This is a genomic window from Bradyrhizobium sp. Leo170 (assembly GCF_004296405.1).
In the GTDB taxonomy this organism is placed as follows: Bacteria; Pseudomonadota; Alphaproteobacteria; order Rhizobiales; family Xanthobacteraceae; genus Bradyrhizobium.
Map to the genome: position 1 here is coordinate 1 of NZ_PSRR01000012.1, position 21,429 is coordinate 21,429.

Sequence of the window (21,429 nt, forward strand, 5' to 3'; positions counted from 1 at the left end):
AACGTCCACGAAAAGATTGATGCACCAACCTGGTTCCTGAACGGAAAAGACGACGTTCGCTCGTCCCATTATATGGAAGACCCTGCGACCGAGTTCGACATACAGGGCCTTGAGCTCGACTGGGTGGGAGTCTGCTGGGACGCCGATTTTCGCTCAGTCAATGGCAAATGGCAGTGCTATCGGTTTTCGGGGACGCGCTGGCAGAACGTCAATGATGACAACCGCAAGATCTACCTGGCCAACGCCTACCGTGTGCTGCTAACGCGCGCCCGCCAGGGCATGGTCATCTACGTCCCGGCGGGCGATGTCATCGACGCCACTCGTCCGCCTTCGTACTACGACGGAACAGCAGCTTTCCTCTCAAAATGCGGTCTGCCACTTATTTAATAGGCGCGCGATTGAGGCTAGCAAATGGGCCATTGACCGACTTCTTCCATAAAATCTCATATCCGCATGACGTCAGATGTTCGCAAGAAAGCGGACGTGTCGTCGATCGGTTTCGCGGTCCGTTAGTGACTCTGGTGGCGCCGTGACGTTCAGCGTGATGGCGTAGGCGATCTGCGCCTCGTCATCATTGGGATAGCGCGTGGCGACGGCTTCGGTTGCCTTGAGATAGGCCTGCGCACGCTGGCCAAACGTCGTCTTTTCGTCGCCCGAATAGAATGCCAGCATCGCGTCGATATAGTCGCGTTCGCGTTCGCTCTTGGCGCCGAGTGCCCTGGCCTTTTGCAGCGCGGCGAGGCCTTCGGTGAGGTTTTCCTTCGGCGCGGGAAAATGCGGATTGTACAGCAGGCTCAGGGCAATGCCCCAATAGGCGATTCGCTTCGAAGTTTCTTAAATTTTGCTGGGTACCTGTTCCGGGCATGGTGACCGGAGGAAAGATATGAGTAAGCGGGCCAAACGTGGAAAGGCAGAAACGCTCGCACTGCCAAGGGCCGCGAGAGTTGCAGTTGGCGCCGTGGCCGTCGCCGCATTGGGATACAGCTTGCTGTCTCGCCCGACGAGCGTGCAGCCGATACGCAAGCCGTCCGCACGCCAAGCCCTGGCATCGTCAACTCTGGTTTACATAGCAACTCCAAATTATGCCTCAGCGCCAGCTCCCGCTCCGATTTCGGCCCCGGCGCCTCTGGTCGAACCACCAAAAGCTGCTGACGGTCCCGGAGCATTTGTTCGGCAGGTGGTTGACTACGCCAGCCACCAGACGCAGGGCACCGTGATCATCGATACCAAAAACACATTCCTGTATTTCGTTCTGAGCGACACGCAAGCAATGCGCTACGGCATCGGTGTTGGCCGCGAAGGTTTCTCGTGGTCCGGCGAGCAGACTGTGGCCCGTAAAACAGAATGGCCGGATTGGCGTCCACCTGTAGAGATGATTTCGCGTCAGCCTTATCTGCCGCGGTTTATGGCAGGCGGTCCCGGCAACCCGCTCGGCGCTCGGGCGATGTATCTGGGCGAGACCGAATATAGAATTCACGGCACCAACAAGCCCGATACGATTGGGAAGCGGGTTTCGTCCGGCTGTATCCGGCTGACCAATGAGGACGTCGTGGACCTTTATGAGCGGGTGAAAGTCGGAGCGAAAGTGATCGTGCTTCCGGCAACCGCTGCCCATCGACCATCCCAGGGAGCGCCGCTCGACACCGCGTTCCGATCGCCGGACCCGGCATCGCCGTCGAACCGGCCCTCGGCAGCCAACGCGCAGATGCTGTCATCTGGACCGAAGATCGCTGAGGCCCAATAACTCAGTCCTCCGCCCTCGGTCTGCAACTGATGACAAGGAGGTAATTCAAGTCCTCGCGTCGAGGTCGGCTTCAAGCCCATCGCTGCCGTTGACGCGGTATAGCTAGAAGTCCGTTCACAGGAACAGACCGGAAAGTCCGCGACCGAGAGGCAACAGAGGTTATTGACCCTTCGCGACATATTCCACCGCGACGCATCTTCGGTTGCTGACGGGGCACGGCGGAAATCGACAAGCTGACGTCTATTGCAGAGGGCGACGCTCGTGACCCAAAGGGGACGTGACAAGGCTGCCGTAACTTACGTAATATGACCGCCCAGAGGGTGACATGGGACGGCGGGGCACGAGACGGGTTTTCTATTCGAGAACATTTCAGCGATGACCATCGAAACACTCTCCGCCGAATATGGCTCTTGGCATCCAGGGTTAGTATCGGAAATACCGCGAGAGTACCTTCCTCTGTCGACAATGTTCAGAATCGAAAATGTTTCGACGAGCATTTCAAAAGCGTACGAATTAAGCGACTACTGTAGCCTGCCGCCTACTGAATTAGTCGCATTTCGGGCCGAGCGATTGATTATACATGAACTGCTGATACACGTGACTACCACCATTTCTGTCCCCGATGGCGGGGATTACGAGGATTTGGGTCGAAACTTTCGTGAGATAACCTCAACTATTCTCAAACGGTATATTGCCCCTCATAGAGCGGAATTGGCGGAACGTTTCGATCGCTTTAGACACGCGGCGTCTGTCAGCATCGAGCGCGAGATTGCAAAGAGCTTCGCAGAGTCGAGATCGTCGGGTGAACGGCGATCAAGCCATTGGCGCCGCCGCCTATTCGGCACTGACAAACAACAACACCGGACCCGCTTTCCGGAGAATGATCCCGTGGAGCGCGACCGTTCGATAGCTTTTGGATGGCGGAAACAAGCAGAAGCGGCAACCGACCCGTTGGTTGCTGTCTGTTTCGATGCATTACACAGAATTGCAACGGGAATCATGGACCGACATGATCGGCTCGTAGGCGATAGGGCGCTGCTCGCCGAACTTGCTCTCACGTTAGTCTGTAATGGATATGGCAGCGAAGTTATTGGCGATGCAATCACCCCATTCATTGAAGAAGCGATTTCACGGGAGGGCTACAGGCAACTGCCATGGCAACCACAACCGGTCGTCATGAACGTGAAGGGTGCATCTGCGTCAGGCAAAAGCACGATGCGTCCTTTACAGCGAACGCTTGCACGCAAGTTAAATTTTCGTTGGGAAGAGTTCGCCTTAATCAGTCCGGACATTTGGCGGAAATTTCTTCTGGACTACACGTCGCTCGGTGGCGCTTACAAATACGCGGCAATGCTAACAGGTCACGAGCTTGAGGTCATCGATCAGAAGCTTGACCGTCGAATGAAGGCCAAGGCTGCCAGCGGGGAGATTTCGCACTTACTGATCGACCGGTTTCGCTTTGACAGTTTTGTACCTGAGTACGGGGGAAAAGGGTCCAATAGGCTGCTGACGCGCTTCGGTAATTTAGTTTACATGTTTTTCTTGATTACACCGCCAGAAATGACCGTCGAGCGAGCTTGGAAACGAGGATTGAAGGTCGGTAGATATAAAGCCGTTGAGGACCTCCTAGCGCACAATGTCGAAGCGTTTACTGGTATGCCTGAATTGTTCTTTACTTGGGCGCTGGCTGTCGGAAAGCGCGTTCACTACGAGTTTCTCGATAACAGTGTACCCGAGGGCCAGCCTCCGCGAACCGTGGCATTTGGCTGGAATGGCGAAATGACCATCCTCGATGTTAAGAGCATGTTGGATATTGAAAGGTTCAGAAAGATAAACATCCGCGCTAAGGGACCAGAAGAAGTGTACCGCGGAAAGAGTTTTGCACCTGAATGTAACACCGATTTTTTGAGGCGGTGTGTTCGCTGGATTCCAGTTATCAATTTCGCCAGTTACAAGACGGGTGCAGTCTACGCGCGAGTAGAACATGGGAGGTGGATATGGCGCGACGATCAAGCTCTTGCCTGCGCGCTGAATGATCCTGATACGCGAGTCGGACTTGACGTAATCGCTCCAAAGATCAACGACTTGGAGTCTGACGTGAAAGGGTATCCGACAAATCTGGAGCTTGAGAAAGTGCACACCATTGGCTCTTGGGCCGAGGCTATTTACGGCTCAACCGCAGGTGCGGGATAGGTGGCACCCTTGTGGATGCGCGGCGCACCATGGCCCGCGGACCCGGGCGGCAAAGCCCATCGCCGCGCAAAGCGCCAACACTTAAAGTCAGCTTTTGGCCCTTCGCGACAGTTTGCGCAGCGCGGAGACATGTCCGCAGTTGCGGGTAGACCGGAAGTCTCGGGCTGCGAGGCAAACCGGCGCGATTGACCCACAGCAGACGCTTTTGTGTGCTTCCTGGCCCAAAATTCGAGAAACGTTCTGCGTTGCCGATCTCACTCATACTCTTATGGGTACTGGCCTGAGGGCTCATTCATCGGCGATGCAGCGACAGACGGGTAGCGACCGGACGGATCGCCCCCCTCTTACCGTGTTGTTCCGTAGTGGCATAGTTTGGAATTGGGCAATGGCCTAATATGACGTGTGTGCAGTTGTGGACGTACGCGAGGCTTAAGCAGGAGTACACTCTTAGCCATCACCGCACGGTCTTGTGGCATTTATCGGTGATGAGAACGCCGGTTGCGCTCCCGCCCTCCCCGAACCGAGGAGCCGCCATGCAGCAGCGCCGCCGTTTCAAACAAACCACATCCCTAGATCAGCGCTTGATCGACGAAGCTCAGCGCTTGCGAAAAGAGGCGCGAGGCACTCCGCACGGCGTCCAGCGCGAACGGCTTATCCGAAGAGCTCGTCAGGCCGAAACCGCCGCGCACATAAACGAGTGGCTCCGGTCGCCCGGACTGAGGGCACCCACATAACCCATACAGCCAGCTGTTACGCCTACGCGATCCGCGGACGACAACCACATCCGGATCACGTTGAGATCATCCGCGATGACGACGAGGCAGCCAAACGTCATGCGAAGCAGTTAGTGGGTGGACGCATAGAGCTATGGCAGGAGGCGCGCATGATTACAGCCATCCAGCCGGAGGAATGAGGCCGCCTCGTTGGCGGCCTCTTAGGCGTTGATCTAAGTTCATGCGGGAAAGTCCCATAATCCCGCGTTAGGAACGCTACACCGCAGGGCCTGTTGTCCTTCAGAAATGACCGTTGTGGTCGACCTACCCAGTCTCTTGGAGCGTTAGATGAGTAACCGTAAACGAGCCATAGCGTCAAAGCGTGCCCGCGGCCCTAGAAAAGCCGCACGGGCCCAACGGAACAAGCAGGCTATTGTTAGAAGCCCGAAAGACAACCCTCTGCGCTCTGTTGCCGCAGGCTCCACCGAATCGCCCAAGCTTCATGACGATTCAAAACAAAAGGCTCCCATCGTTGAGAATCGGGTGGCTGCCTTACAAGATGGCTTACGTCAGATGATGAGGGACAACAATCCAAGGGAAGGGTTTGATCTTTCTTTAGTGACGGCAAACCTGCAGGCTTATCAAGCGAAGCTTCTGGAAATGGCAGAAGCCAACATGCAATTTGCTTTTGAATTCGGCCAGAGGCTTGTAGCGATCAGGTCACCATTCGAATTTTTCGCCGTCATTGCAGAATTTACAAGCAGGCGGATCGACATGTTCCGGAAGTATTCGAAGGAGATGGCTGCGTATCCGTTCTTGGGGCACGGAACCCCTTAGTGGTCGCGCGCATGGGCCGTGAGTCGTCGGGCGGGAGCGAAGCCGTCAGGTCGCGGTTGTTCCGCCGATTCGAAGTGCCCCGCCAGCGCGGACCATCTAAGGATTGACCCGATGTCCACAACTGAAACCGTCCTGCTGATAGTCTTGGCCGGACTTGTCGTTCTGATCCTCGGCAATATCGCGTTTCAGGTGGCAGCGGAGCGAAAGAACCCGCCGATCGGCGCCTTCATCGAGTGCGACGGAGTACGCCTTCATTATATCGAACGCGGCGATGTCGCCGCGCCTTGTGTGGTCCTGTTCCACGGGAATGGCACCATGATTCAGGATCTCGTCCTAAGCGGTCTGGTCGACCGCCTGGCCCACTACTACCGCGTCGTTTGCTTCGACCGGCCAGGATTTGGCTACAGCCACCGTCCCCGCACGCGCATCTGGACCGCTACAACGCAAGCTTTCTTGTTCGCGAAGGCTCTTGACCAGCTTGAGGTGCGCAATCCCGTGGTGCTCGGCCATTCCTGGGGTACGCTGGTGGCGATCGCGCTGGCGCTGCGAAGCGACTATGCCGTGAGTGGGCTCGTGCTCGCGTCCGGCTACTACTTTCCGACCTTTCGGATGGACTTTTGGCTCATGTCGGGTCCGGCACTGCCACTGCTCGGCGATCTGATGCGCTACACCATCTCGCCGATCATATCGTGGGCCATTATGCCGAAGCTTATTCGCACGCTGTTCGCGCCGCGTGCCGTTCCGCCGGAATTCAAGAACGAATTTCCGATCTCGTTGTCCCTCCGGCCCAAACAATTGAGGGCGGCTGCCGAGGAGAGCGCGTTTCTTATTCCAGTTGCCGCGCAATTGCCGCTTCAATATCAGGGCATCCGGTGTCCCGTCAGGATCGTGCATGGAAAGGGTGACCGGCTCATCGAGCCCGACCAATCGCGCCGCCTACACGAGGCGTTGCCCCGTTCCGTGCTAGATCTGGTCGAGGATGCCGGTCACATGGTGACCTATGCAGATACGCCCGGGATCGCGGATGCCGTGGCGGCGCTGGTGCTCACCGTACCGACGAGGCCGGAACTTGGAGGCGAGGCCTCGGCGTAGATGATCCGGATGTTGATGGAAGGTGTCAGCCCGTCTCGCTGTCACCGGCGGATTGGCATCTCTGCAGCATTGAATGTGTACGCACCACTATCAAGGCAGCCAAACGCTCGGTCTTGCCGTTCCACCAACACTGCTTGCCGCCGCAGACGAGGTGATCGCGTAGGCTTTCTTGTTGCAATGCGTGAGTCCGGAAGTGGCCCTTCGAGGACCTGCCGATGGGCGGCGCTGATGTCTGGTTCTGAGGTCAATGCAGACGTTGCGCGCTTTCCTGCGCGGTGCGCTCTCGAGGGCTCGCCTTGTTCGCCCAAGGGCCGAACTCTTCCATAACATCGGATATGCGAGCGGTCACTTCTGGCCCAATAAGCGAACGCTGGGGAACTGGCAGGTTTAGGATCGTATTTCTGTTAGCACCTGTGCCCCTAAGCTCGTTATGTCCGCTTCTTAGGGGGAGAGCGGACGGGGGCAGAGTGGAGCGGCGACATCGGCTCATGATCCAAGGCGGACCCTTGACGCTGCCCGCTTTAAGTAACGCGTCGTCAGGTCGATTGAAGGCGTGCCGACGGTCGGCCGCTAGACGCTAGGCTTAGGCATTCGGAGTGTGACGCGGCAACCCCGATCCAGATTTTCGTAATCGATCATGCCGCCGAGTTGCTGTGATAACAGAGAGACAACCCGCGATCCGACGCCTTCCGGCTGCTGCGTTCGGATGCCGACGCCGTTGTCACTCACAGTAAGGACCACTTCTCCATCGGTATGAAGGTCGACGTGGATATGACCCGGCCGCCCGTCCGGGAAGGCATACTTTAGGCTGTTCGTAACGAGCTCATTGACGATGATCGCGATTGGGACGGCCTGCTCGCTGTGAATATACAGCTCATCCGCCCGAGCCGTGATCGCCACAGGGCTTGTCCCAGTCAGTGACGCGGAAAGATGCTGGCATATTTCTGTGAGATACTGCTTTGCATCGACGACCTTCCGCTCGGCCCTGATCGTGAGGTGATCGTAGACCTTTGCCATCACCTGGACGCGTGAGGCCATGTCGCCGAGCGCGTCTGCCGCGCTCACGCCAGCCTGCTTGGCCTGCAATCGCATCATCGCGGATATCATGGCTAAATTGTTCTTCGTGCGATGCGCCAACTCCATGAGAAGAACCGTTTTCGCTTTCTCGGCGGCAACCACCCTCTCCAGTTCGTTACGGAATCCCTCTGCAACTAGGCCGATACCGAGACCTGTCGCAACGAACAATCCCAAAGGTAGAAGATGGGCAATCCACGGTGCAGCGGGCGCGGCGTACACCGCATATAACGTGGCGAGTGCCGTCCCGAAAAATGAGCTAGCGCGATCGAACAGAAGGCCACATAGAAAGATCCCGGGAAGAAGGAAGAACAATCCGCCGAAGCCGCTTTGCGATTGCAGACCCATTTGCACAAGAATGAAGAACGCCATGATGAGGGCGCTCGTCCCAAATCGGATATAGGCAGGTTGCGGATGAGCGGGAAGGAAATAGAGTAGGCGTTCCATTGAGTAGAAACCGTCAGGCTGCGCTTTGAGTTCCCGAAGCTCTCGGCCAATGTCCCTATTCTGTAGGCCGGCCTGCTCCGGCGGTGGCGGGCTGTAGGTGCGCTGCAACAGGAATTCGTCAAAGATGCGAGCCCTCTTCGTCGGCTCCTGGGCCCTTAGCAACAAAAATCCATGTCGCTCGCACGTCGGTATTCAAGGTAAGAGCCGCCTCGTTTTGCTCAATCTGAGTTCTTCGCACTTTGGCCCGAAGCGATCATCGAGAAGGCCGTACTCGACGACCTTGATGTGGACTCTTCGCCATTCGGGAAGGCACGGTAGCTATACTATCGATATTAGAGGGAGCGGCGTTCTCGCCGCGGGGAGGATCCGCCGGTCCGTGTGATGCTCGCTGCCGCCGTGGTCGTGTACGTGCCGAAGATGATCGCAACTCTCTTTCGCCGGCGCTGCGCTCGCAAGACGCGCGAGCGTCCTGAACAAAGGACACTAAGTGTGGTTTCTCACCGCGCTTGGATTTACGATGTGCTGGGACTCTGATTCCTAATGTTCTCTACGGCGTTCACAAACTCCGGCACAGTCCCAAATCTGCCAACATTGCCAAGGGCGGTACCGATCACATGGTGGGCTCGTCGAATGAACGTTGCCACGGAACCCATTTCGCGCGGAAAGAGAGGAGAGATGTCCTGGCGGCCCCGAAGCCGGTACGCCTCGCGGATGTTTCGCGCGACTTCTTCTCGTTGCGTCCTGTCCTGAGTTAGTAACAATCCCATTCGCTCCGCAACGGTGAACTCGGCCGGCTCAGCGGAATGCCGCAAGAGCAACGCCTCCAGCGAGGACAGGGTATAGCTCAAGCGCTCTATGGGATTGGGGAAAGTCGTGCCTGTGCTGAACAGAAGTAAGCTCGCCCTGACGGCCAGCGCGAACGCGCTCAGTCCTTCTGGGCGCACCAGCCCCCCGACCGCGTCAAGGCCGGGCCTCATTCCCTTCAATGCGTCTTCGGAAATTCGCCAGTCAGGCGCGTTCGGCACAAGTATAGCCTCCTTGTAGGAAAACGTCCCATCTCCGAGAACAAGGAGGTTCGAACTCGGGACAAGCTCCGATCCGAGCAGGGCATTCGCGGAAACCGCTGGAAAATTTAGAGCGGCCGGCGAGAAGAATCGCAGGAACGCAACGATTATCCTGGCAATGACCGCACCTTCTTCTTCGATCTTTCCTGCTTCTGCGCGCAATTTGAAAACAACGGCGGCGAAGCCCTGCATGCGCTCGCGCAGCTTGTTGAATAGGCCGACGATACTGTCGCGTTGCTGTGGCGCAAAGCTGAGGGCCTGCGACTCCAGCCTTTCGATCATGGCCTTGGTTATCGTCGCTATTTCGGCTGGCCCCACCGTGAACGAGTTCTGCACTTCGAGATTGGCAATGGGTGCCCACAGCTCCAGCGGCCGGACGGCATCCCGGCCATCTCTTGCTATGGTCTCAGCGAGACTCTTCCTATCCTCCACCTGAAAACTGTCTTGCAGCCATTTGATTATTGTCTTCTCCACGAACCCGCGGCTCAGCATCCGGCGCGCCCAATCTGTCTTTACGATGCTTTCCGTCAGGGCCTGCATCTCGGCAAAGGTCTCTTCATCGAGCCCAAAATGGGCGCTGTCCTTATACGTGAACACAAACGCACGCCGGCCCTCGGCATCATTCGCCCAGACGAGAGGGACCGCGAGCATCTCCTGGTCGGTGAGGGTCACGCCGGGTGGACGCTCGCTCGGAAATCCGTCGCCGCGGGCCGGCTCCAGTTCGATCTTTCTTACCTTGTGCAAGAGCGCGTCTGCCGCCGCGGCCAGTGTGGCCGCCCGGCCTGGTGCAAAGGAGAATTCCTGCTCCGGCTCCTCGACACCTCCGCCGGACGAGACGTTCGTTTCAGCAGCGACCGCCGGCGCCGGCTTGGTAGCTGTCTCAAGCCGGTTCAAGGATTCCTGCAGCTTGCGCAATTCGTCCAAATCGGCCGAGTGAAATTGATCGAGCTCACTCTGCAGCCAGCCATGAAAGGACAAGATGCTGTCGGTGTAGGATTCGGCAAAGGTTCGAATATCAACGAATTCGCCACAGCTCTCGATAAATGTCCGCGCCGGAGCCGACCAATTGCGCCACTCCAGCAATGGGGCAGTCCTGATGTGAATGCCGGTTTCAAGCGTCCCGCCTTCGGGATGATCGGGATTCGATTGGAAATGCATGTACATCTCGGAATTAGGCAACTCATTGTGCAGAATGTAGTTGCGCAGATCCTGGACGAACCTTACGAGCGCCTGGTCTTTGAAATCAGCGTCTACCTTGGCCTGGTAGCGGTCCAGCATTGGCGTATTGCTGTAATTCTCCCGCATGAATATGCGCGTGTGTTCGACCAGTGTCAGTGCCCCCGCGACGAAGTTGTGGACGCGGCGCGTAACCTCGCGATGGGTCTGGCTTCCCGCTTCCCGGTTGGCGACCGCCATCAGGCGAATGCCTTCATCGGGATCGTTCACGCGGCGTGTGATTTCGATCAGCTCCTGGGCGTTCATCCGAAATATGTTGAGCGTGAATGTTCGCTGGTGAGAGCGGTTTATGTGCTCCATCCCACGCGAAGCATGGATGACTTTGAGAAGATCGCCTCGATTTGCTTCGCTCACGACCTTTTCCCCAATTGGATACGTTAGAAGATATCACGAAAGCCGCAGACCAGGGCGTCTTTGCTTCGTTGATGATGTTGGCCCAATGACGGTAGACTGCGAGATCGTAAAAAAGACCAACTATGGGCCCAGCCGGCGAAGTCAGCTCTTGGCCCGTCTCAGACCTCCGGCGATGACCGCTTTCGCGCCGCTCTTAAGGGCATAGCGGACATCAAACGCGCCTTGATCCGCTGCGTCCCAATCTATGAGCACACGTTCTATTTAGTCCCGATGGACGCCGGTTCGTTGATGGCGCCGACCGCTCGATGATGTGTTGTCGAGAACAAGCCATCTTATCTTGCTTCTTCCGGTGGCACTTCGCTGTATTCCCTCCCTTCTGGTCTTTCCGGCGTCGACCCAATTGGCAAGTTGAAAACATTAATGTTGCCTTGGCTCAAGAACGCTCTTGGAATCTACTAAACTAGATGAAGGCGCTTCCAGAAGAGTCGCCCCCTCCATCCACGTTAAAGCTGTCGGCTATTTCGTGCATCTAGCACTGTCTTAATGACCATGTCGGGCAGGTTCGCCTGTAGAGTAGCAAGTTGCTGCTGAACTGGTGCGAGCCCCGTCGCATCGGCGCTGACCGTATCAACGTCTCTGTGCCAACTGCCGATACCGTTAGTGCTATCTTGGATAGCTCCCCTACGCCTTCAACACGCCTTTGGCTTCCGCTTCAGCGCCCGCCGCTTTTGAGTAGCGGTCAATTTACGTTTAAGCGAGGCCAGTACTGCCACGGTATTTTTCTGTTCCCGAGATTTTCGGATCGATACTTGTGCAATGGTCATGATGCTCCCCCAAGCGACCAATGCTCGAATCTTTGGAGGGCTTGATCAAGATCACTGATGCGTGCGCGTCTCGATCAACTTCGGAGTGTTGCTTTGGAGCGACACGCGTGAGACGGAGTTGCACGTATAGCAGCGGAATACACGCGCGGCACCAAATCGCGCTTGTTCGGCCAGTCTGCTAGATGCTGCATCGGGTTTCCGCACGCCTCACACATGCGGACTTCATCTTGTGGTTCCCCAACTGCGGTAATGGAAAGCCGGTCCCGTAAGCTTCGAAACCACCGATAAACCCAGAGTTGAACCGCCGCATGAGTCGAATTGATGAAGATGCCGACCCGTAAAACTACGGGCCGCCCTTTCGACATTAACCGAACCGCTCAACCCTAATCCGCGACTTCGCTTGTACCGCGGTGCCAAACCAGCGAAATCAGCATCGCAGTTCTACCTCGGCGCGAGCGATGAAGCGGATTAAGTCCAGAGTATCCGAAGTGAAATGTCCGGCCTGCAACGGCACCGGACTTGAGCCGGTCCGACAACCACCGTCCCCAGGCCGGAGGCTCTATTCACCGAAGTGCAAGGCTTGCGACGGGAAGGGGAGATTGAAGGAGGCGGCCTTAAAAGATCGCCCTAAGTCCGAAAGCTAAAGCGCGTCAGCGTGTCCTGATTGAGGACCACGGTTCCACACTACTTTTTGATTTCGGCTGCGGTGCATGCTTGAGCTGAGCCTCGATGCAACTCTTTCGCTTGCAACCGTCGATTGTACGCTGTTTCTGGGCGATGTCAGCTTCTGGCCTTGGCTGTGTGAAAACGCCAAGAAGCTTGATGGCGATAGAAGAAGTTGTTCGTCCAAGACTGTCTTAGCCCCTCAAACTCGCAAGCGCACTCAACTTTAAGAACGAACTGAAGAAGGTAATTCTCGCCGCGTTTCGATCTTTCGCGTTTTTACATAGCCAGGGCCCAAGCCGGACCTGTCGATCGGTCGCTCTGGTGGTCTGGTTTTGGGGTCAATGCGGACAAAGCGTGCCCGAGTGCGCGCGAAGGCCTTTCCCGAACATTGGTCTGGTCATCCAAAGGCCGCGTTCTTCCATAACCACTCGTACGCGAATGCGGGCCGTCAAAAATGCTTGGCGGCCAGAAGTCCGAGCAGAACCGTGCCTGAGACGGCGGATACTGCGACCATGTTGATCAGGTTTTGCGTGGCCACCGATAGCGTCGATGCCGCAGACGCCGCCGGCGAGTTCGCTTTTGATTTCTTGCGTTTTTGCCTTTGTGGCGTTGTATTTGCAGACATTGTATTCCCGGAGATGGTGGATCAGGCCGCATTGCAGCCTGACCCTGACGCTTTCCCTGTCGAGATTTGGCCCCGATCTGCAGCCACCATTGCATGTCGAGGGACGAGAAAGCTTAAGGGGTCTGGTAAACCAAAGCTGACCAGAGTTGATGGTTTATGAATTCGCGAAGTCTATCGCGCGGCAAGCGGCGCTAGGCTTCGGCAATATCGTCGACTATATCAATCGGGACCTCTCGCGGCAGCGTGCCAGTGTGCGCCGGTACCACACGCTGACATGCCACCTCATCTATCCGGCCGGTGAAAACTCGACCGGCCTGATGGGCTCCAGACGGGTTCGCCGCCATCCCCATCGCCGCAATTGATCCGTCCCAGCGTGCGGCTTCTCCTGCGGTCCCCGCGCTTTATGGGTCCGGGTCCCCTCGCTCGTTATGCTGCCTCGCTTGGGAGCGTCGACGTCATTTCGGCGATCTTCTGAAACTCGATAAATAGCTCGGGCTGGAACTGCTCGAGGTAACGCGCCACGCGGTCGTTGGTGATCAGCTTGCGGAGATAGCCCTTCACGACCGTGAGGTGGAGGTGATCCTGGCCGTACGAGTCTTGGATCGAAGATATCGCTTCCTGCAATCGCGAGAGTTCGCGTTCCATGCGGGCAATAGCTTCGGCCGTCATGCCCTTCAACCGTTTGGGCGTCTGTGGGGTGACCAGCTGGGCCTGAGGAGTGCCGGCCAATATGGCTGAGGCATAACTGACAGAAAAATTGTTGGCATTGATGAGGAGTTCGGCGGCCTCGATCTGACGCAGAGGGCTCATCTTGCGAAGAACATCAAAGACAGCCAGGGGACACATCCTGTCCTTTAATAGGCCGACAACCTCCTCGCATATCCCGTCAAGCAGCTGTGCTTTACGCGCTATGCTGCGAACATGGATGTCGAGGGCCCGTGCTATTTTATCCTTAGGGACGTTGCGCTCGATCGCTTTGGCGATCATTCGCTGCTCCTGGATCGGAGACAGGCGGCTAACGCGCTTGTTGTAGGTAAACGCTTCATCGTCGGTCGAGACCAGGCATTCAACCTCACTCTCCCCAAGGTCGCGAAGCACTTCGATCCGCAAGTGGCCATCAAGCAACAGGTAGGAATTCGGATCTCTCGTGTCCCGAATAACGACAGGCGGTTCGACCAGTCCGATCTCGCGAATGGAGGCTGCAATCTGGCGGTATTTATGACTAGATTTCGCGGTTTTCTCGATCGCCTTGACTGGCAAGATCGAGGTGATTTGCACCACCACGAAATCGGAGCCAAAAGCCTGGGTGATCGTGTTTGAGGCAGTAGTATCGACTGGTTTGCTCATGTCGTTAATCCATCGGCGATCCGCTGTTCCAGAAAGGCGGGCATAGTGTCCAGACGCTCGGCCTTGAGCAGATTTGCAAACTTCTCATCGTCGCGTAGCTCTCGCATAGCTTCGACGATGAACAGTAATCGGCTTTGTGTGACCTCGGCCTTCTTGACGAGCAGCTTTTGACGGTCCGCCTCTTGACGATAGATACGAATGATCGATTCGCCGGTAAGCGGTCGCTTGGCGCCGTCGCGCCGTCCAAACCGGCTGTCATGAATGTGTTTGCCGCTGCGCTGTCGCTGCTCGATAATCCTGCGCACCGCGACCAGCTTCTTTCCGCGTAATTTTCTTTCCGTGTAGGCCTGCGTCAGAGCTTGCTGAACATCCTCATCGCTCGATTTTGCAATCTCGATTGCCATATTCAGGGGAAGAATGCCTGCTTCGACAGCCGTGACGAGCCGTTCCTCGCCCTTTTCCAATAGGGTGCCAATCATTTGAATGTATTCGACGCTAACGCCGATCTTTGGTGCAATCTCGCGGTCGCTATAGCCGCGGCCACGCAGCGTGCTGATATCCTGCAACAGGTCGATAGCTCGATGCTGCCGCCTGGCACAATTTTCAACCAGGCTCATAACTAGGCAATCACTTTCCTCGGCCTCGATGACTATGGCTGGAATCTCTGTCTGACCGAGCTGAATGAACGCTTCGATCCGGCCCTGGCCACACACAAGATCATAGCTTGCTGAGTCCGCATCGCTCTTTCGTGGGCTAACCGTGACCGGACGCTTGAGCCCGACATTGGCAATGCTCTGCACGATCTCCTGAAAATTGCGACGATTTCGGACTCTAGGATTTAGAAAGCGAATCTGGTCAATCGGGATGGTATTTACATGTTTCGGTCCTCTCGATTTGGATTTACTCATGCTGCCTCCAGAAATGAGGTGTGGGCCGCCATCGAATAGAGAAAGTCGAGCGATTCGAATCGGTAAGCGTCGAGCGAAAGCGCATTGTCTTCCGCCATCCGAATCCGGCCCTCTTTCATGTCGATACTTGGAAGAACATAGTAGTCGAGAGGCTGTTCGTTCGAGCGATCCAGGCGAACGGCAACCGTGACGTCCGGCGCAAGACCCGTGTCAAACCGAATTTGCCATCGGAGCGCACCAGTCTGGGTCTCAAAGGACCGCGCGAGCACGATTGAAGCGGTAAATTCCTTATTGACCAGAAGGAGATGAGTTATGGGGTCACAGACGACGGATCCGCCCGCCTTTTCGAGGCCCGCTACAATTTCGGCTAATAGTCCAGGAAAGGATTTGCGTAGGTGCCGATTGATTTCGATGAATTTGTAATCACGATCGGGCGTGTAGCCTATAAGGCTGTAAGCTCTCAAAAGGCTGCCGAAGCGGTGACGGTATAGGCTCGATGAGGGCATACCGTCCCGCTCGTCGATAATGAAGCCTGACAGGGAGCCCTCCTCTGCAAGCACGGCTTGAAGAAGGGCGAGCAATTCCTCATCGGAATAATGATTGTGACGTTGGTCTATAATGTGTCTGGCACGCTCAAATAGAGCGCGGTTGACAATCGAGGGAAAGACACCATCCGCTCGAACCCAGGTGTCGCGCTGATTGACTACACGTCGCTGCTTCAACTTGTAAGAAACGCGATTGAAGACGTTGTTGCCGATATACTTTTCGTTCGTCAAAATCTGATGGATTGATGCCCGAGTCCATGGGCGACCAAGGTCGCTCATGATGCCCCGCTGGTTTAACGCTAGTGCGATTTCGCGCTCCGACTTACCTCCTTCGACGAACATCGAATAGATGCTGTGGACGTGTTCGATTTCGTCAGGCGGGCCAGGAGTAAGGACGACGCGGTCGGTTTGGAGGCTCTTTCGATCGCCGCGGCCGAGTTCACCCTTGGGATTCCGAAGCTCATCGATTAAGAGGCGTCGCAACCCAAATCCAGCCGGGCCGCCCTGGCGAAAGCCGTGTTCGATGAGTCGGCATTGGCCGGCAAAAACCTTGACCGATAGCTCGCGGCTATATTCACCAGCCATGACCCGTTTGACGTTCTTGAGGAGGATCGAACCGATACTGCCGTCATTGTCAAACTGTTCGCCGCAATAATGGACACGTATCCCTGCCCGAGAGCAAACGTGCTCGTGATATGCGCCTTCGTCCGCATCCTGAAATCGTCCCCAGCGGCTGACGTCGTAGACTAAGATTGCTTGAAAGCCGGCCGTGCCTGATTGCACTTCCATAATGAGCGATTGCAATCCGTCACGACCGTCCATTCTTAAACCGCTACGGCCGGAATCTTCAAAGACGCGCACGATAGTGAAGCCCCGTTGCTCGGCATAGCGACGTATCGTGTGGAGTTGATTTTCGGTGGAGTACTTCTGAAGGTCTGTCGACATCCGGACATAGGCAGCGGCTAGCGAAGGACCTTCTCCTCGATTTTGGCTCTTACCGTTGCTTTTGATCCGTCTTGTCAATCAGCACCCAATTCCGATGCGATTCTGTTGGCCTCCCCCCAAGGCATATGAACTAGCCGCCTGATCGTACGGGATAGGAGGGTGGAATGTCGTTTCCAAAAAAGGGTAAGTCCTTTCCAAAAAGTGGTAAGTCCTTTCCAAAACAGGGCGGAGACGGCAGTTCGGATTTCAGCGTTGACGATCATGCGTTCGCGATGAAAATCGCATCGGCATTGACGTCGGAACTCAGGGATCGAAACTCGCGTGCAAAGTTGGTGGCGGGCTGGACGGGTGCGAATGAGCGCACGGTCAAAAATTGGATTTTAGGACGATATGCGCCCTGCAGCAGACACTTGGTGGTTTTGGCTCAGCACTCAGACCAGGTGCTAAATGCCATTCTGTCGATGGCGGATCGGCAGGATCTGCTTTTAGCTCCTAAGGTAGAGGACCTGAGACGAAAGGTATTCGAGTTGGCGGCTATCATCGGGGAGCCTAGCCGCTCATCGACTAGACCTCATACATTTTGATTTCGTCCGCCGGTCGACTCGTGTCGAGCGGGTAGCCTGGCCGGAACGGTAGTTGACTCCCTATCGAAACACGTAAAGGGTGCGCGTTGGTGATGGCTCTCTGCGCGGGAGCAGTGCACCGCACGTCAACCTGCGAACAGCGGAGCTACGCTGTGAAGAATAGCCGTGCGAAATGGAGGCAGCGTAGGGCCGCCCAAAAATTTTATCACTTCACCCATTTGAAGGTGACCTTGCTTCCTCCGAACAGTTGCCAAAACGAAGGTTCACTCCAAAGCGCGATATCGTGGCCGCCCTGTCTGAACAAAAGAGTAGTTGCAACTGTTCGGCTAACGGTCATCTCCGCACTATAGCCCTCGTTTGCACTAGTCGATTGGGTCCCTATTGCACATGTCGCACTGTCGACTGTCAAAATCTCCGATAGGCCGTCATTGTCGTGATTTTCCAGAGCAATCAACGTCGTATTCGAGCTAATGGGTGGCTGGGGAAACTGCTCGATCCAAACCTCCCATGCGTCATCAGCGCTTGGCGTATAGACCGCGATGTCAAAGGTGTGCTTCGTTGGATCGTCCGAGCTGAGTTTAGCAATGCTCTTGAGGACCTCGCTCGAGGAAAGCATTTCCGGACGGATCGGAGGGCATCCGAATATACTGCAGCCCACAGCAGGATTGAGAGCTATGCAGGAAGGCCGTGACTCGGGAGCAAACAAGACTACGTTCAAAGCTGTGCCGGATACGCAGCATTGATTTGATGACGCTGCTGGGACACCTGACTTCAGTAAGCATTGAGCAGGTGCCGTTGGGGTCGGATTTACGTATGTGTATGCGTGACAATGCGTATCCTTGGAACAGGCTTGGCGACACCATTCGGGCTGAGCTAGGGACAGATTGAACACCATGTAGTCCATCCCGAAACGAGCTGTATCGGTCTCCGTGGAAACAAGAGAATGCATGCCGGACACGCAACACTGGCTCGGCGAGGCTGTCGGCACACCTGACTTAAGGTTGCAGCTGGATGTAGGCCCTAGCGCGCCGGGACGGACGTATGTGTACGCGCGGCAGGATCGAAAGCCCCCGCAGAGATCGCGGCAGAACTCCGGTGTCGGCGGCGTGATGGTCACAAGAAGCTGAGGGATGTCCATGCCTGGACGATCTGTGTCGATCTCAGTGGAAAGCGTGCGGTATACCCCAGACACGCAGCACGAGTTGGCGCTTTCCGACGGCACGCTAGATTTAAGAAAACAGAGTGACCTCGTCGCGTCGTGGGTAAAGGCCGCACAATCTTTGTTCTTGGTGCATTCCTGCCGACACGAATCAGGGTCGGCGGAAGGGATTCCAGGTCCTAAGTCCATTCCAAACAGGTCGGTGTTCGGCAGGATCGTGGTATGAAGCTTAAAGACATCCGCGCTACAAGTGCCGCCAAAAAGCCACGCTGCGACGATGACTGTGGCGATGGCCGGCCGCTTACCGCCGATCATGACAGCCTCCAATCAGTTGGTCGGCCGGTGCCCGTGGCCGTGAAGGAGCTATCGGTTCTTCCTCAGGTTAGGTTACCACGCCGGGCAGGGTTAGGGGAAATTATGGCTCGTTCTGCCAAAACTTTTCCGGCTGCTGGAGCCGTTACTGACGGCCCAAACGGTCACTTTTTCGAGCGCGAGTCAGTGGCTTCACCGGCGCGAAGCGTCCCCCGATCGGCATCAACGCCAAAAACGTTAGCTCAGAGGCCAGTTGGCCGAGTTGGCGTGGGCAGCTGATCCCCCCACGGCCCATTTTGCCTTTACCGCACCAAAGTTGAACAGGATCGAATTGCGAGAATCCATCGAGGTGAGGCGGACTTTCAGCCCATGCGTTGAGGAGTGCGGTGAAAGATATTCAAGAGAACCAGCAGAAGGTCGCCAATTGCTGGCATGCAGCAAAATTAACTCTCGCAGCGAGGTGATCCAAAGCTGCTATGGAACAATTGGGAGCGCTCAGTCCGCGGATAGCGGCATACGCTAGACCTAATAGGCGTGTGAGACGGATCGGCCAGTCGCCCGCCGACTTGGTACTTGCAGCTGGTCCGTAACGCAACCATCCACAACGAGCTCTGAGCTACGACGACGGAGCAATAGACGAAGGGCTCAGGGCTGAAGATCAGGAACAGGTCATGAAGTTGAATGAAGCCCAGATAACGAAAACGCTGTCACAGTTTCAGGCACAAGTGCTTGCCGAGGATCATCCGGTAGCCGCACAGTTCCACGAACTGTTTGGGCAGCATACGTTCTTTCTCGATGCCAGGGGGCTGCACGTGTTGGAACTGCTCGAAGTTCCTGGGATGGAGGCTGAGGAAGGAGAGGTAATAAGTCTGGCGGATTGGGCCAGCGCTGACTTTATGAAGTTGACGACACATCAGCCCGAGCCTACGGGCCTCGTCGTTCGCCTGAAAGAAGTTCAGCACTAACACGATCTAGTCAGATAACTTTCCTTATGCGCGTTTGGCTTACTCACTTGCCGAAGTGCGGTCTTTTCGGAAGTCGATGCTGCGCAGAATAATGCTGGGCGGCGTGCCTTCGAACTCACTCGCCTGATATTTGCCGGCGGCGCAGGTCTCGATGCGCTCGCGCAACCGCATGAATTGCGCCTCGCGCTGGCCCGCTCTCGCGCGCACCACACCCTCCAACTCATCCATGGCTGAAGTTGAAATCGCGCAGGGGACCTCCCTCTGGCCGTCGAGCAGCGAGAACAGGACGACCATCCTGTCGTATTCATAGCCGATGAAGCGGCCGGGCATGAGCGTCATATGACCCACTCCTTGACAGCGGCGCAGCCAATGATGCCTCAGCCCCGCTCGCTAAGCCGAGCAAAGTCCACGAGGATGGCCGCGACGAGATCGCGATGCCTTGTGTCTTCCGGCGGCAGGCCCGCGGCGTACAGCTTGAGCACATAGCGCGCCTTGGCGGCCGCCTCCGGCCATGACGCGGCGGGAATCGACAACAGATGGTCTTCCACCTCGGCCCGGCGCTCGCGCAGTTCCCGTGCATGGGTTTCGACCTCCGCGAGCGCACGGCGGATGTCGGTCGCCTTTTGCGCCGCCATGCCGCGGTGACGGTCGAGATCGAGCGGTTCGTCAGGCATCGGATGCGCTCGCGTCAATGCCTTGCGCGTCGGCCAGATCGACAGAGCCGATCGAGACCACCTCCATCGCCAACCCGCGAGAGCCTTCCACCGGCACCTTGATCATGGTGGCGACGCGGCGGAACGCCTCGAACGATAGCCCTTCGATCGTCTCCTCGTCGGTGACGACCTCATAGGCGCCGGCGGGCAACAGGCGATCGATACCCCTGATCCGGAACGGGTGCTTGAAGGTGACGACTTCTCGTCGTGAACGGATGGTCATGCGCGCCTGCCTTTCGCAAAACGCCGGCGTCGGCGCTGGCCCCGAGAGCAGCATGCGCTCCTTGTGCTGCAATAGCCATCGCTTTCTTAGCCCGCGCGGCCAATAGAGGTATTCCATCGCTTCGCGCGTGCTCTTGTCGCAGCTGACGCAAAATGCTTTAGCGCTCGCTATTCCCAAAACATAGGCGTAGGGTCGGCTATCACCGCATTTACCGTGGCATCCATCGGTGACTGAGGGCCGCGCACGCTCCCGCCGCAAAGCGCAGGCGTGTACCCTTGCGGCAATTTCGTCTGACCGAGTGGATCGTACCGCCGGCCATCGTCCTGCGGTTGCTCGGGATCATTGTGATCGCGGTGGCCGTCTTCCATGCCTAAACTGAAATACCTGGTCAGCGGCCACCATGAAGGTATCAGCGAACATCTCGGGCGCGTCACGGTGGCGGCCGCGCTGAGGAAGGCGAGGCAGCTCGTGCAAGAAGGCTGCATCGACGTGAGGATCTGCACCCCGCGCGGGCAGGTCCTGTTGTCAGACGACTTCAACCATCTCGAAAAGCAGGAGTAGACCGCCATGGCCAAAGGCCAGCAACGAGGCAACCGCGAAGCCAAGAAGCCCAAGAAAGAAAAGATCAAGGTCATCGCCGCAGCACCTAGCCAGAAAGCTGCGACCTGGCAGCAGCCGAGCTTGACGCCAGGGAGGAAGAAATAGCCGCTGATCGGTCGTAGCGATTATGTCATTCAGCTTTTGGCATCTCGCAAGTCCTGTGATCCGCCTGCCCTCACAGGGCTAACAAGGGCAGGAATGACCGATGCACTTCGTGATCGTCACAGGCGATCGTAAGTTTCGGTGTATCAAGTGCGTT

Annotated in this window: 20 protein-coding genes; 10 read left to right on the plus strand and 10 right to left on the minus strand. The window is 56.6% G+C overall.

All coding sequences use genetic code 11. The annotated features are described in order from the left end of the window. Nucleotides 1–387 (plus strand): DNA/RNA helicase domain-containing protein (locus CWO89_RS04090; RefSeq protein WP_130577390.1); only part of this gene is annotated, 387 nt, incomplete at its 5' end. 72 nt (nt 388–459) lie between these two features. On the opposite strand, the gene CWO89_RS47555 is transcribed toward CWO89_RS04090, so the two are convergent. Then, nucleotides 460–672, minus strand: a complete 213-nt coding sequence (locus tag CWO89_RS47555; RefSeq protein ID WP_245475708.1) for a hypothetical protein — start codon at nt 670–672, stop codon at nt 460–462. 211 nt (nt 673–883) lie between these two features. On the opposite strand from CWO89_RS47555, the gene CWO89_RS04100 reads away from it, so the two are divergent. From CWO89_RS04100 to CWO89_RS04120, 4 genes are all read left to right on the plus strand, one after another. After that, the gene (locus CWO89_RS04100) at nt 884–1,744 is read left to right on the plus strand and encodes a L,D-transpeptidase (RefSeq protein ID WP_165420989.1); all 861 of its coding nucleotides are present in this window, start codon (nt 884–886) and stop codon (nt 1,742–1,744) included. A gap of 375 nt (nt 1,745–2,119) precedes the next feature. Then, complete coding sequence (locus tag CWO89_RS04105; RefSeq protein WP_130577392.1) at nt 2,120–3,937, plus strand: hypothetical protein; 1,818 nt, start codon at nt 2,120–2,122, stop codon at nt 3,935–3,937. 1,061 nt (nt 3,938–4,998) lie between these two features. Then, complete coding sequence (locus CWO89_RS04115) at nt 4,999–5,487, plus strand: phasin family protein (protein ID WP_130577393.1); 489 nt, start codon at nt 4,999–5,001, stop codon at nt 5,485–5,487. 111 nt (nt 5,488–5,598) lie between these two features. Next, complete coding sequence (locus CWO89_RS04120; protein ID WP_130577394.1) at nt 5,599–6,579, plus strand: alpha/beta fold hydrolase; 981 nt, start codon at nt 5,599–5,601, stop codon at nt 6,577–6,579. A 570-nt stretch (nt 6,580–7,149) separates the two neighbouring features. Here CWO89_RS04120 and CWO89_RS04125 read toward each other — a convergent pair. Both CWO89_RS04125 and CWO89_RS04130 read right to left on the minus strand, forming a co-directional pair. Then, nucleotides 7,150–8,208 (minus strand): sensor histidine kinase, encoded by a 1,059-nt coding sequence (locus CWO89_RS04125; protein ID WP_130577395.1) that lies wholly within the window; start codon nt 8,206–8,208, stop codon nt 7,150–7,152. A gap of 404 nt (nt 8,209–8,612) precedes the next feature. After that, complete coding sequence (locus tag CWO89_RS04130; protein WP_130577396.1) at nt 8,613–10,754, minus strand: hypothetical protein; 2,142 nt, start codon at nt 10,752–10,754, stop codon at nt 8,613–8,615. A gap of 2,264 nt (nt 10,755–13,018) precedes the next feature. On the opposite strand from CWO89_RS04130, the gene CWO89_RS04135 reads away from it, so the two are divergent. Then, nucleotides 13,019–13,231 (plus strand): hypothetical protein, encoded by a 213-nt coding sequence (locus tag CWO89_RS04135; protein WP_130577397.1) that lies wholly within the window; start codon nt 13,019–13,021, stop codon nt 13,229–13,231. A gap of 64 nt (nt 13,232–13,295) precedes the next feature. Here the strand turns inward: CWO89_RS04135 and CWO89_RS04140 are convergent, their stop codons facing one another. Genes CWO89_RS04140 through CWO89_RS04150 form a run of 3 tightly spaced genes read right to left on the minus strand, consistent with a single transcriptional unit; the run spans nt 13,296 to nt 16,692 of the window. Beyond that, nucleotides 13,296–14,216 carry a plasmid partitioning protein RepB C-terminal domain-containing protein gene (locus CWO89_RS04140; RefSeq protein ID WP_130577398.1) on the minus strand — a complete coding sequence of 307 codons (921 nt, stop codon included), beginning with the start codon at nt 14,214–14,216 and terminating at the stop codon, nt 13,296–13,298. Further along, nucleotides 14,213–15,124 (minus strand): plasmid partitioning protein RepB C-terminal domain-containing protein, encoded by a 912-nt coding sequence (locus CWO89_RS04145; RefSeq protein WP_130577399.1) that lies wholly within the window; start codon nt 15,122–15,124, stop codon nt 14,213–14,215. The genes CWO89_RS04140 and CWO89_RS04145 overlap by 4 nt, the downstream gene beginning before the upstream one ends. Next, entirely contained in the window at nt 15,121–16,692 is a 1,572-nt protein-coding gene (locus CWO89_RS04150; RefSeq protein WP_283813499.1) for a recombinase family protein, read from the minus strand. Before CWO89_RS04150 ends, CWO89_RS04145 begins: the two co-directional genes overlap by 4 nt. Nucleotides 16,693–16,778: 86 nt before the next feature. Between CWO89_RS04150 and CWO89_RS04155 the strand changes: the two genes are divergently transcribed. Next, nucleotides 16,779–17,198, plus strand: a complete 420-nt coding sequence (locus CWO89_RS04155; protein WP_130577400.1) for a hypothetical protein — start codon at nt 16,779–16,781, stop codon at nt 17,196–17,198. 205 nt (nt 17,199–17,403) lie between these two features. On the opposite strand, the gene CWO89_RS49395 is transcribed toward CWO89_RS04155, so the two are convergent. Next, nucleotides 17,404–18,672: a PAN domain-containing protein gene (locus CWO89_RS49395; RefSeq protein WP_130577401.1), complete on the minus strand. Its 1,269-nt coding sequence runs from the start codon at nt 18,670–18,672 to the stop codon at nt 17,404–17,406. Nucleotides 18,673–19,340: 668 nt separating this feature from the next. On the opposite strand from CWO89_RS49395, the gene CWO89_RS04165 reads away from it, so the two are divergent. Beyond that, nucleotides 19,341–19,634: a hypothetical protein gene (locus CWO89_RS04165; RefSeq protein WP_130577402.1), complete on the plus strand. Its 294-nt coding sequence runs from the start codon at nt 19,341–19,343 to the stop codon at nt 19,632–19,634. A 39-nt stretch (nt 19,635–19,673) separates the two neighbouring features. On the opposite strand, the gene CWO89_RS04170 is transcribed toward CWO89_RS04165, so the two are convergent. Genes CWO89_RS04170 through CWO89_RS04180 form a run of 3 tightly spaced genes read right to left on the minus strand, consistent with a single transcriptional unit; the run spans nt 19,674 to nt 20,570 of the window. Beyond that, nucleotides 19,674–19,973, minus strand: coding sequence for a DUF1488 family protein (locus CWO89_RS04170; RefSeq protein ID WP_130577403.1), 300 nt, complete (start codon nt 19,971–19,973; stop codon nt 19,674–19,676). Nucleotides 19,974–20,011: 38 nt separating this feature from the next. Then, complete coding sequence (locus CWO89_RS04175) at nt 20,012–20,308, minus strand: hypothetical protein (RefSeq protein WP_028169256.1); 297 nt, start codon at nt 20,306–20,308, stop codon at nt 20,012–20,014. Beyond that, nucleotides 20,301–20,570, minus strand: coding sequence for a hypothetical protein (locus CWO89_RS04180; protein WP_130577433.1), 270 nt, complete (start codon nt 20,568–20,570; stop codon nt 20,301–20,303). Before CWO89_RS04180 ends, CWO89_RS04175 begins: the two co-directional genes overlap by 8 nt. Before the next feature lie 366 nt (nt 20,571–20,936). Between CWO89_RS04180 and CWO89_RS04185 the strand changes: the two genes are divergently transcribed. Both CWO89_RS04185 and CWO89_RS45685 read left to right on the plus strand, forming a co-directional pair. Continuing rightward, nucleotides 20,937–21,131 (plus strand): hypothetical protein, encoded by a 195-nt coding sequence (locus tag CWO89_RS04185; RefSeq protein ID WP_130577404.1) that lies wholly within the window; start codon nt 20,937–20,939, stop codon nt 21,129–21,131. Nucleotides 21,132–21,137: 6 nt separating this feature from the next. Continuing rightward, the gene (locus CWO89_RS45685) at nt 21,138–21,275 is read left to right on the plus strand and encodes a hypothetical protein (protein ID WP_165420990.1); all 138 of its coding nucleotides are present in this window, start codon (nt 21,138–21,140) and stop codon (nt 21,273–21,275) included. Nucleotides 21,276–21,429: the final 154 nt, after the last annotated feature.

Excerpts from the sequence above, each read along its gene's own strand:
- CWO89_RS47555 (WP_245475708.1), bottom strand. The coding sequence starts at position 672 with ATGCTGGCATTCTATTCGGGCGACGAAAAGACGACGTTTGGCCAGCGT.
- CWO89_RS04100 (WP_165420989.1), top strand. The coding sequence starts at position 884 with ATGAGTAAGCGGGCCAAACGTGGAAAGGCAGAAACGCTCGCACTGCCA.
- CWO89_RS04105 (WP_130577392.1), top strand. The coding sequence starts at position 2,120 with ATGACCATCGAAACACTCTCCGCCGAATATGGCTCTTGGCATCCAGGG.
- CWO89_RS04115 (WP_130577393.1), top strand. The coding sequence starts at position 4,999 with ATGAGTAACCGTAAACGAGCCATAGCGTCAAAGCGTGCCCGCGGCCCT.
- CWO89_RS04120 (WP_130577394.1), top strand. The coding sequence starts at position 5,599 with ATGTCCACAACTGAAACCGTCCTGCTGATAGTCTTGGCCGGACTTGTC.
- CWO89_RS04135 (WP_130577397.1), top strand. The coding sequence starts at position 13,019 with ATGGTTTATGAATTCGCGAAGTCTATCGCGCGGCAAGCGGCGCTAGGC.
- CWO89_RS04140 (WP_130577398.1), bottom strand. The coding sequence starts at position 14,216 with ATGAGCAAACCAGTCGATACTACTGCCTCAAACACGATCACCCAGGCT.
- CWO89_RS04145 (WP_130577399.1), bottom strand. The coding sequence starts at position 15,124 with ATGAGTAAATCCAAATCGAGAGGACCGAAACATGTAAATACCATCCCG.
- CWO89_RS04155 (WP_130577400.1), top strand. The coding sequence starts at position 16,779 with ATGTCGTTTCCAAAAAAGGGTAAGTCCTTTCCAAAAAGTGGTAAGTCC.
- CWO89_RS49395 (WP_130577401.1), bottom strand. The coding sequence starts at position 18,672 with ATGATCGGCGGTAAGCGGCCGGCCATCGCCACAGTCATCGTCGCAGCG.
- CWO89_RS04165 (WP_130577402.1), top strand. The coding sequence starts at position 19,341 with ATGAAGTTGAATGAAGCCCAGATAACGAAAACGCTGTCACAGTTTCAG.
- CWO89_RS04170 (WP_130577403.1), bottom strand. The coding sequence starts at position 19,973 with ATGACGCTCATGCCCGGCCGCTTCATCGGCTATGAATACGACAGGATG.
- CWO89_RS04175 (WP_028169256.1), bottom strand. The coding sequence starts at position 20,308 with ATGCCTGACGAACCGCTCGATCTCGACCGTCACCGCGGCATGGCGGCG.
- CWO89_RS04180 (WP_130577433.1), bottom strand. The coding sequence starts at position 20,570 with ATGACCATCCGTTCACGACGAGAAGTCGTCACCTTCAAGCACCCGTTC.
- CWO89_RS04185 (WP_130577404.1), top strand. The coding sequence starts at position 20,937 with ATGCCTAAACTGAAATACCTGGTCAGCGGCCACCATGAAGGTATCAGC.
- CWO89_RS45685 (WP_165420990.1), top strand. The coding sequence starts at position 21,138 with ATGGCCAAAGGCCAGCAACGAGGCAACCGCGAAGCCAAGAAGCCCAAG.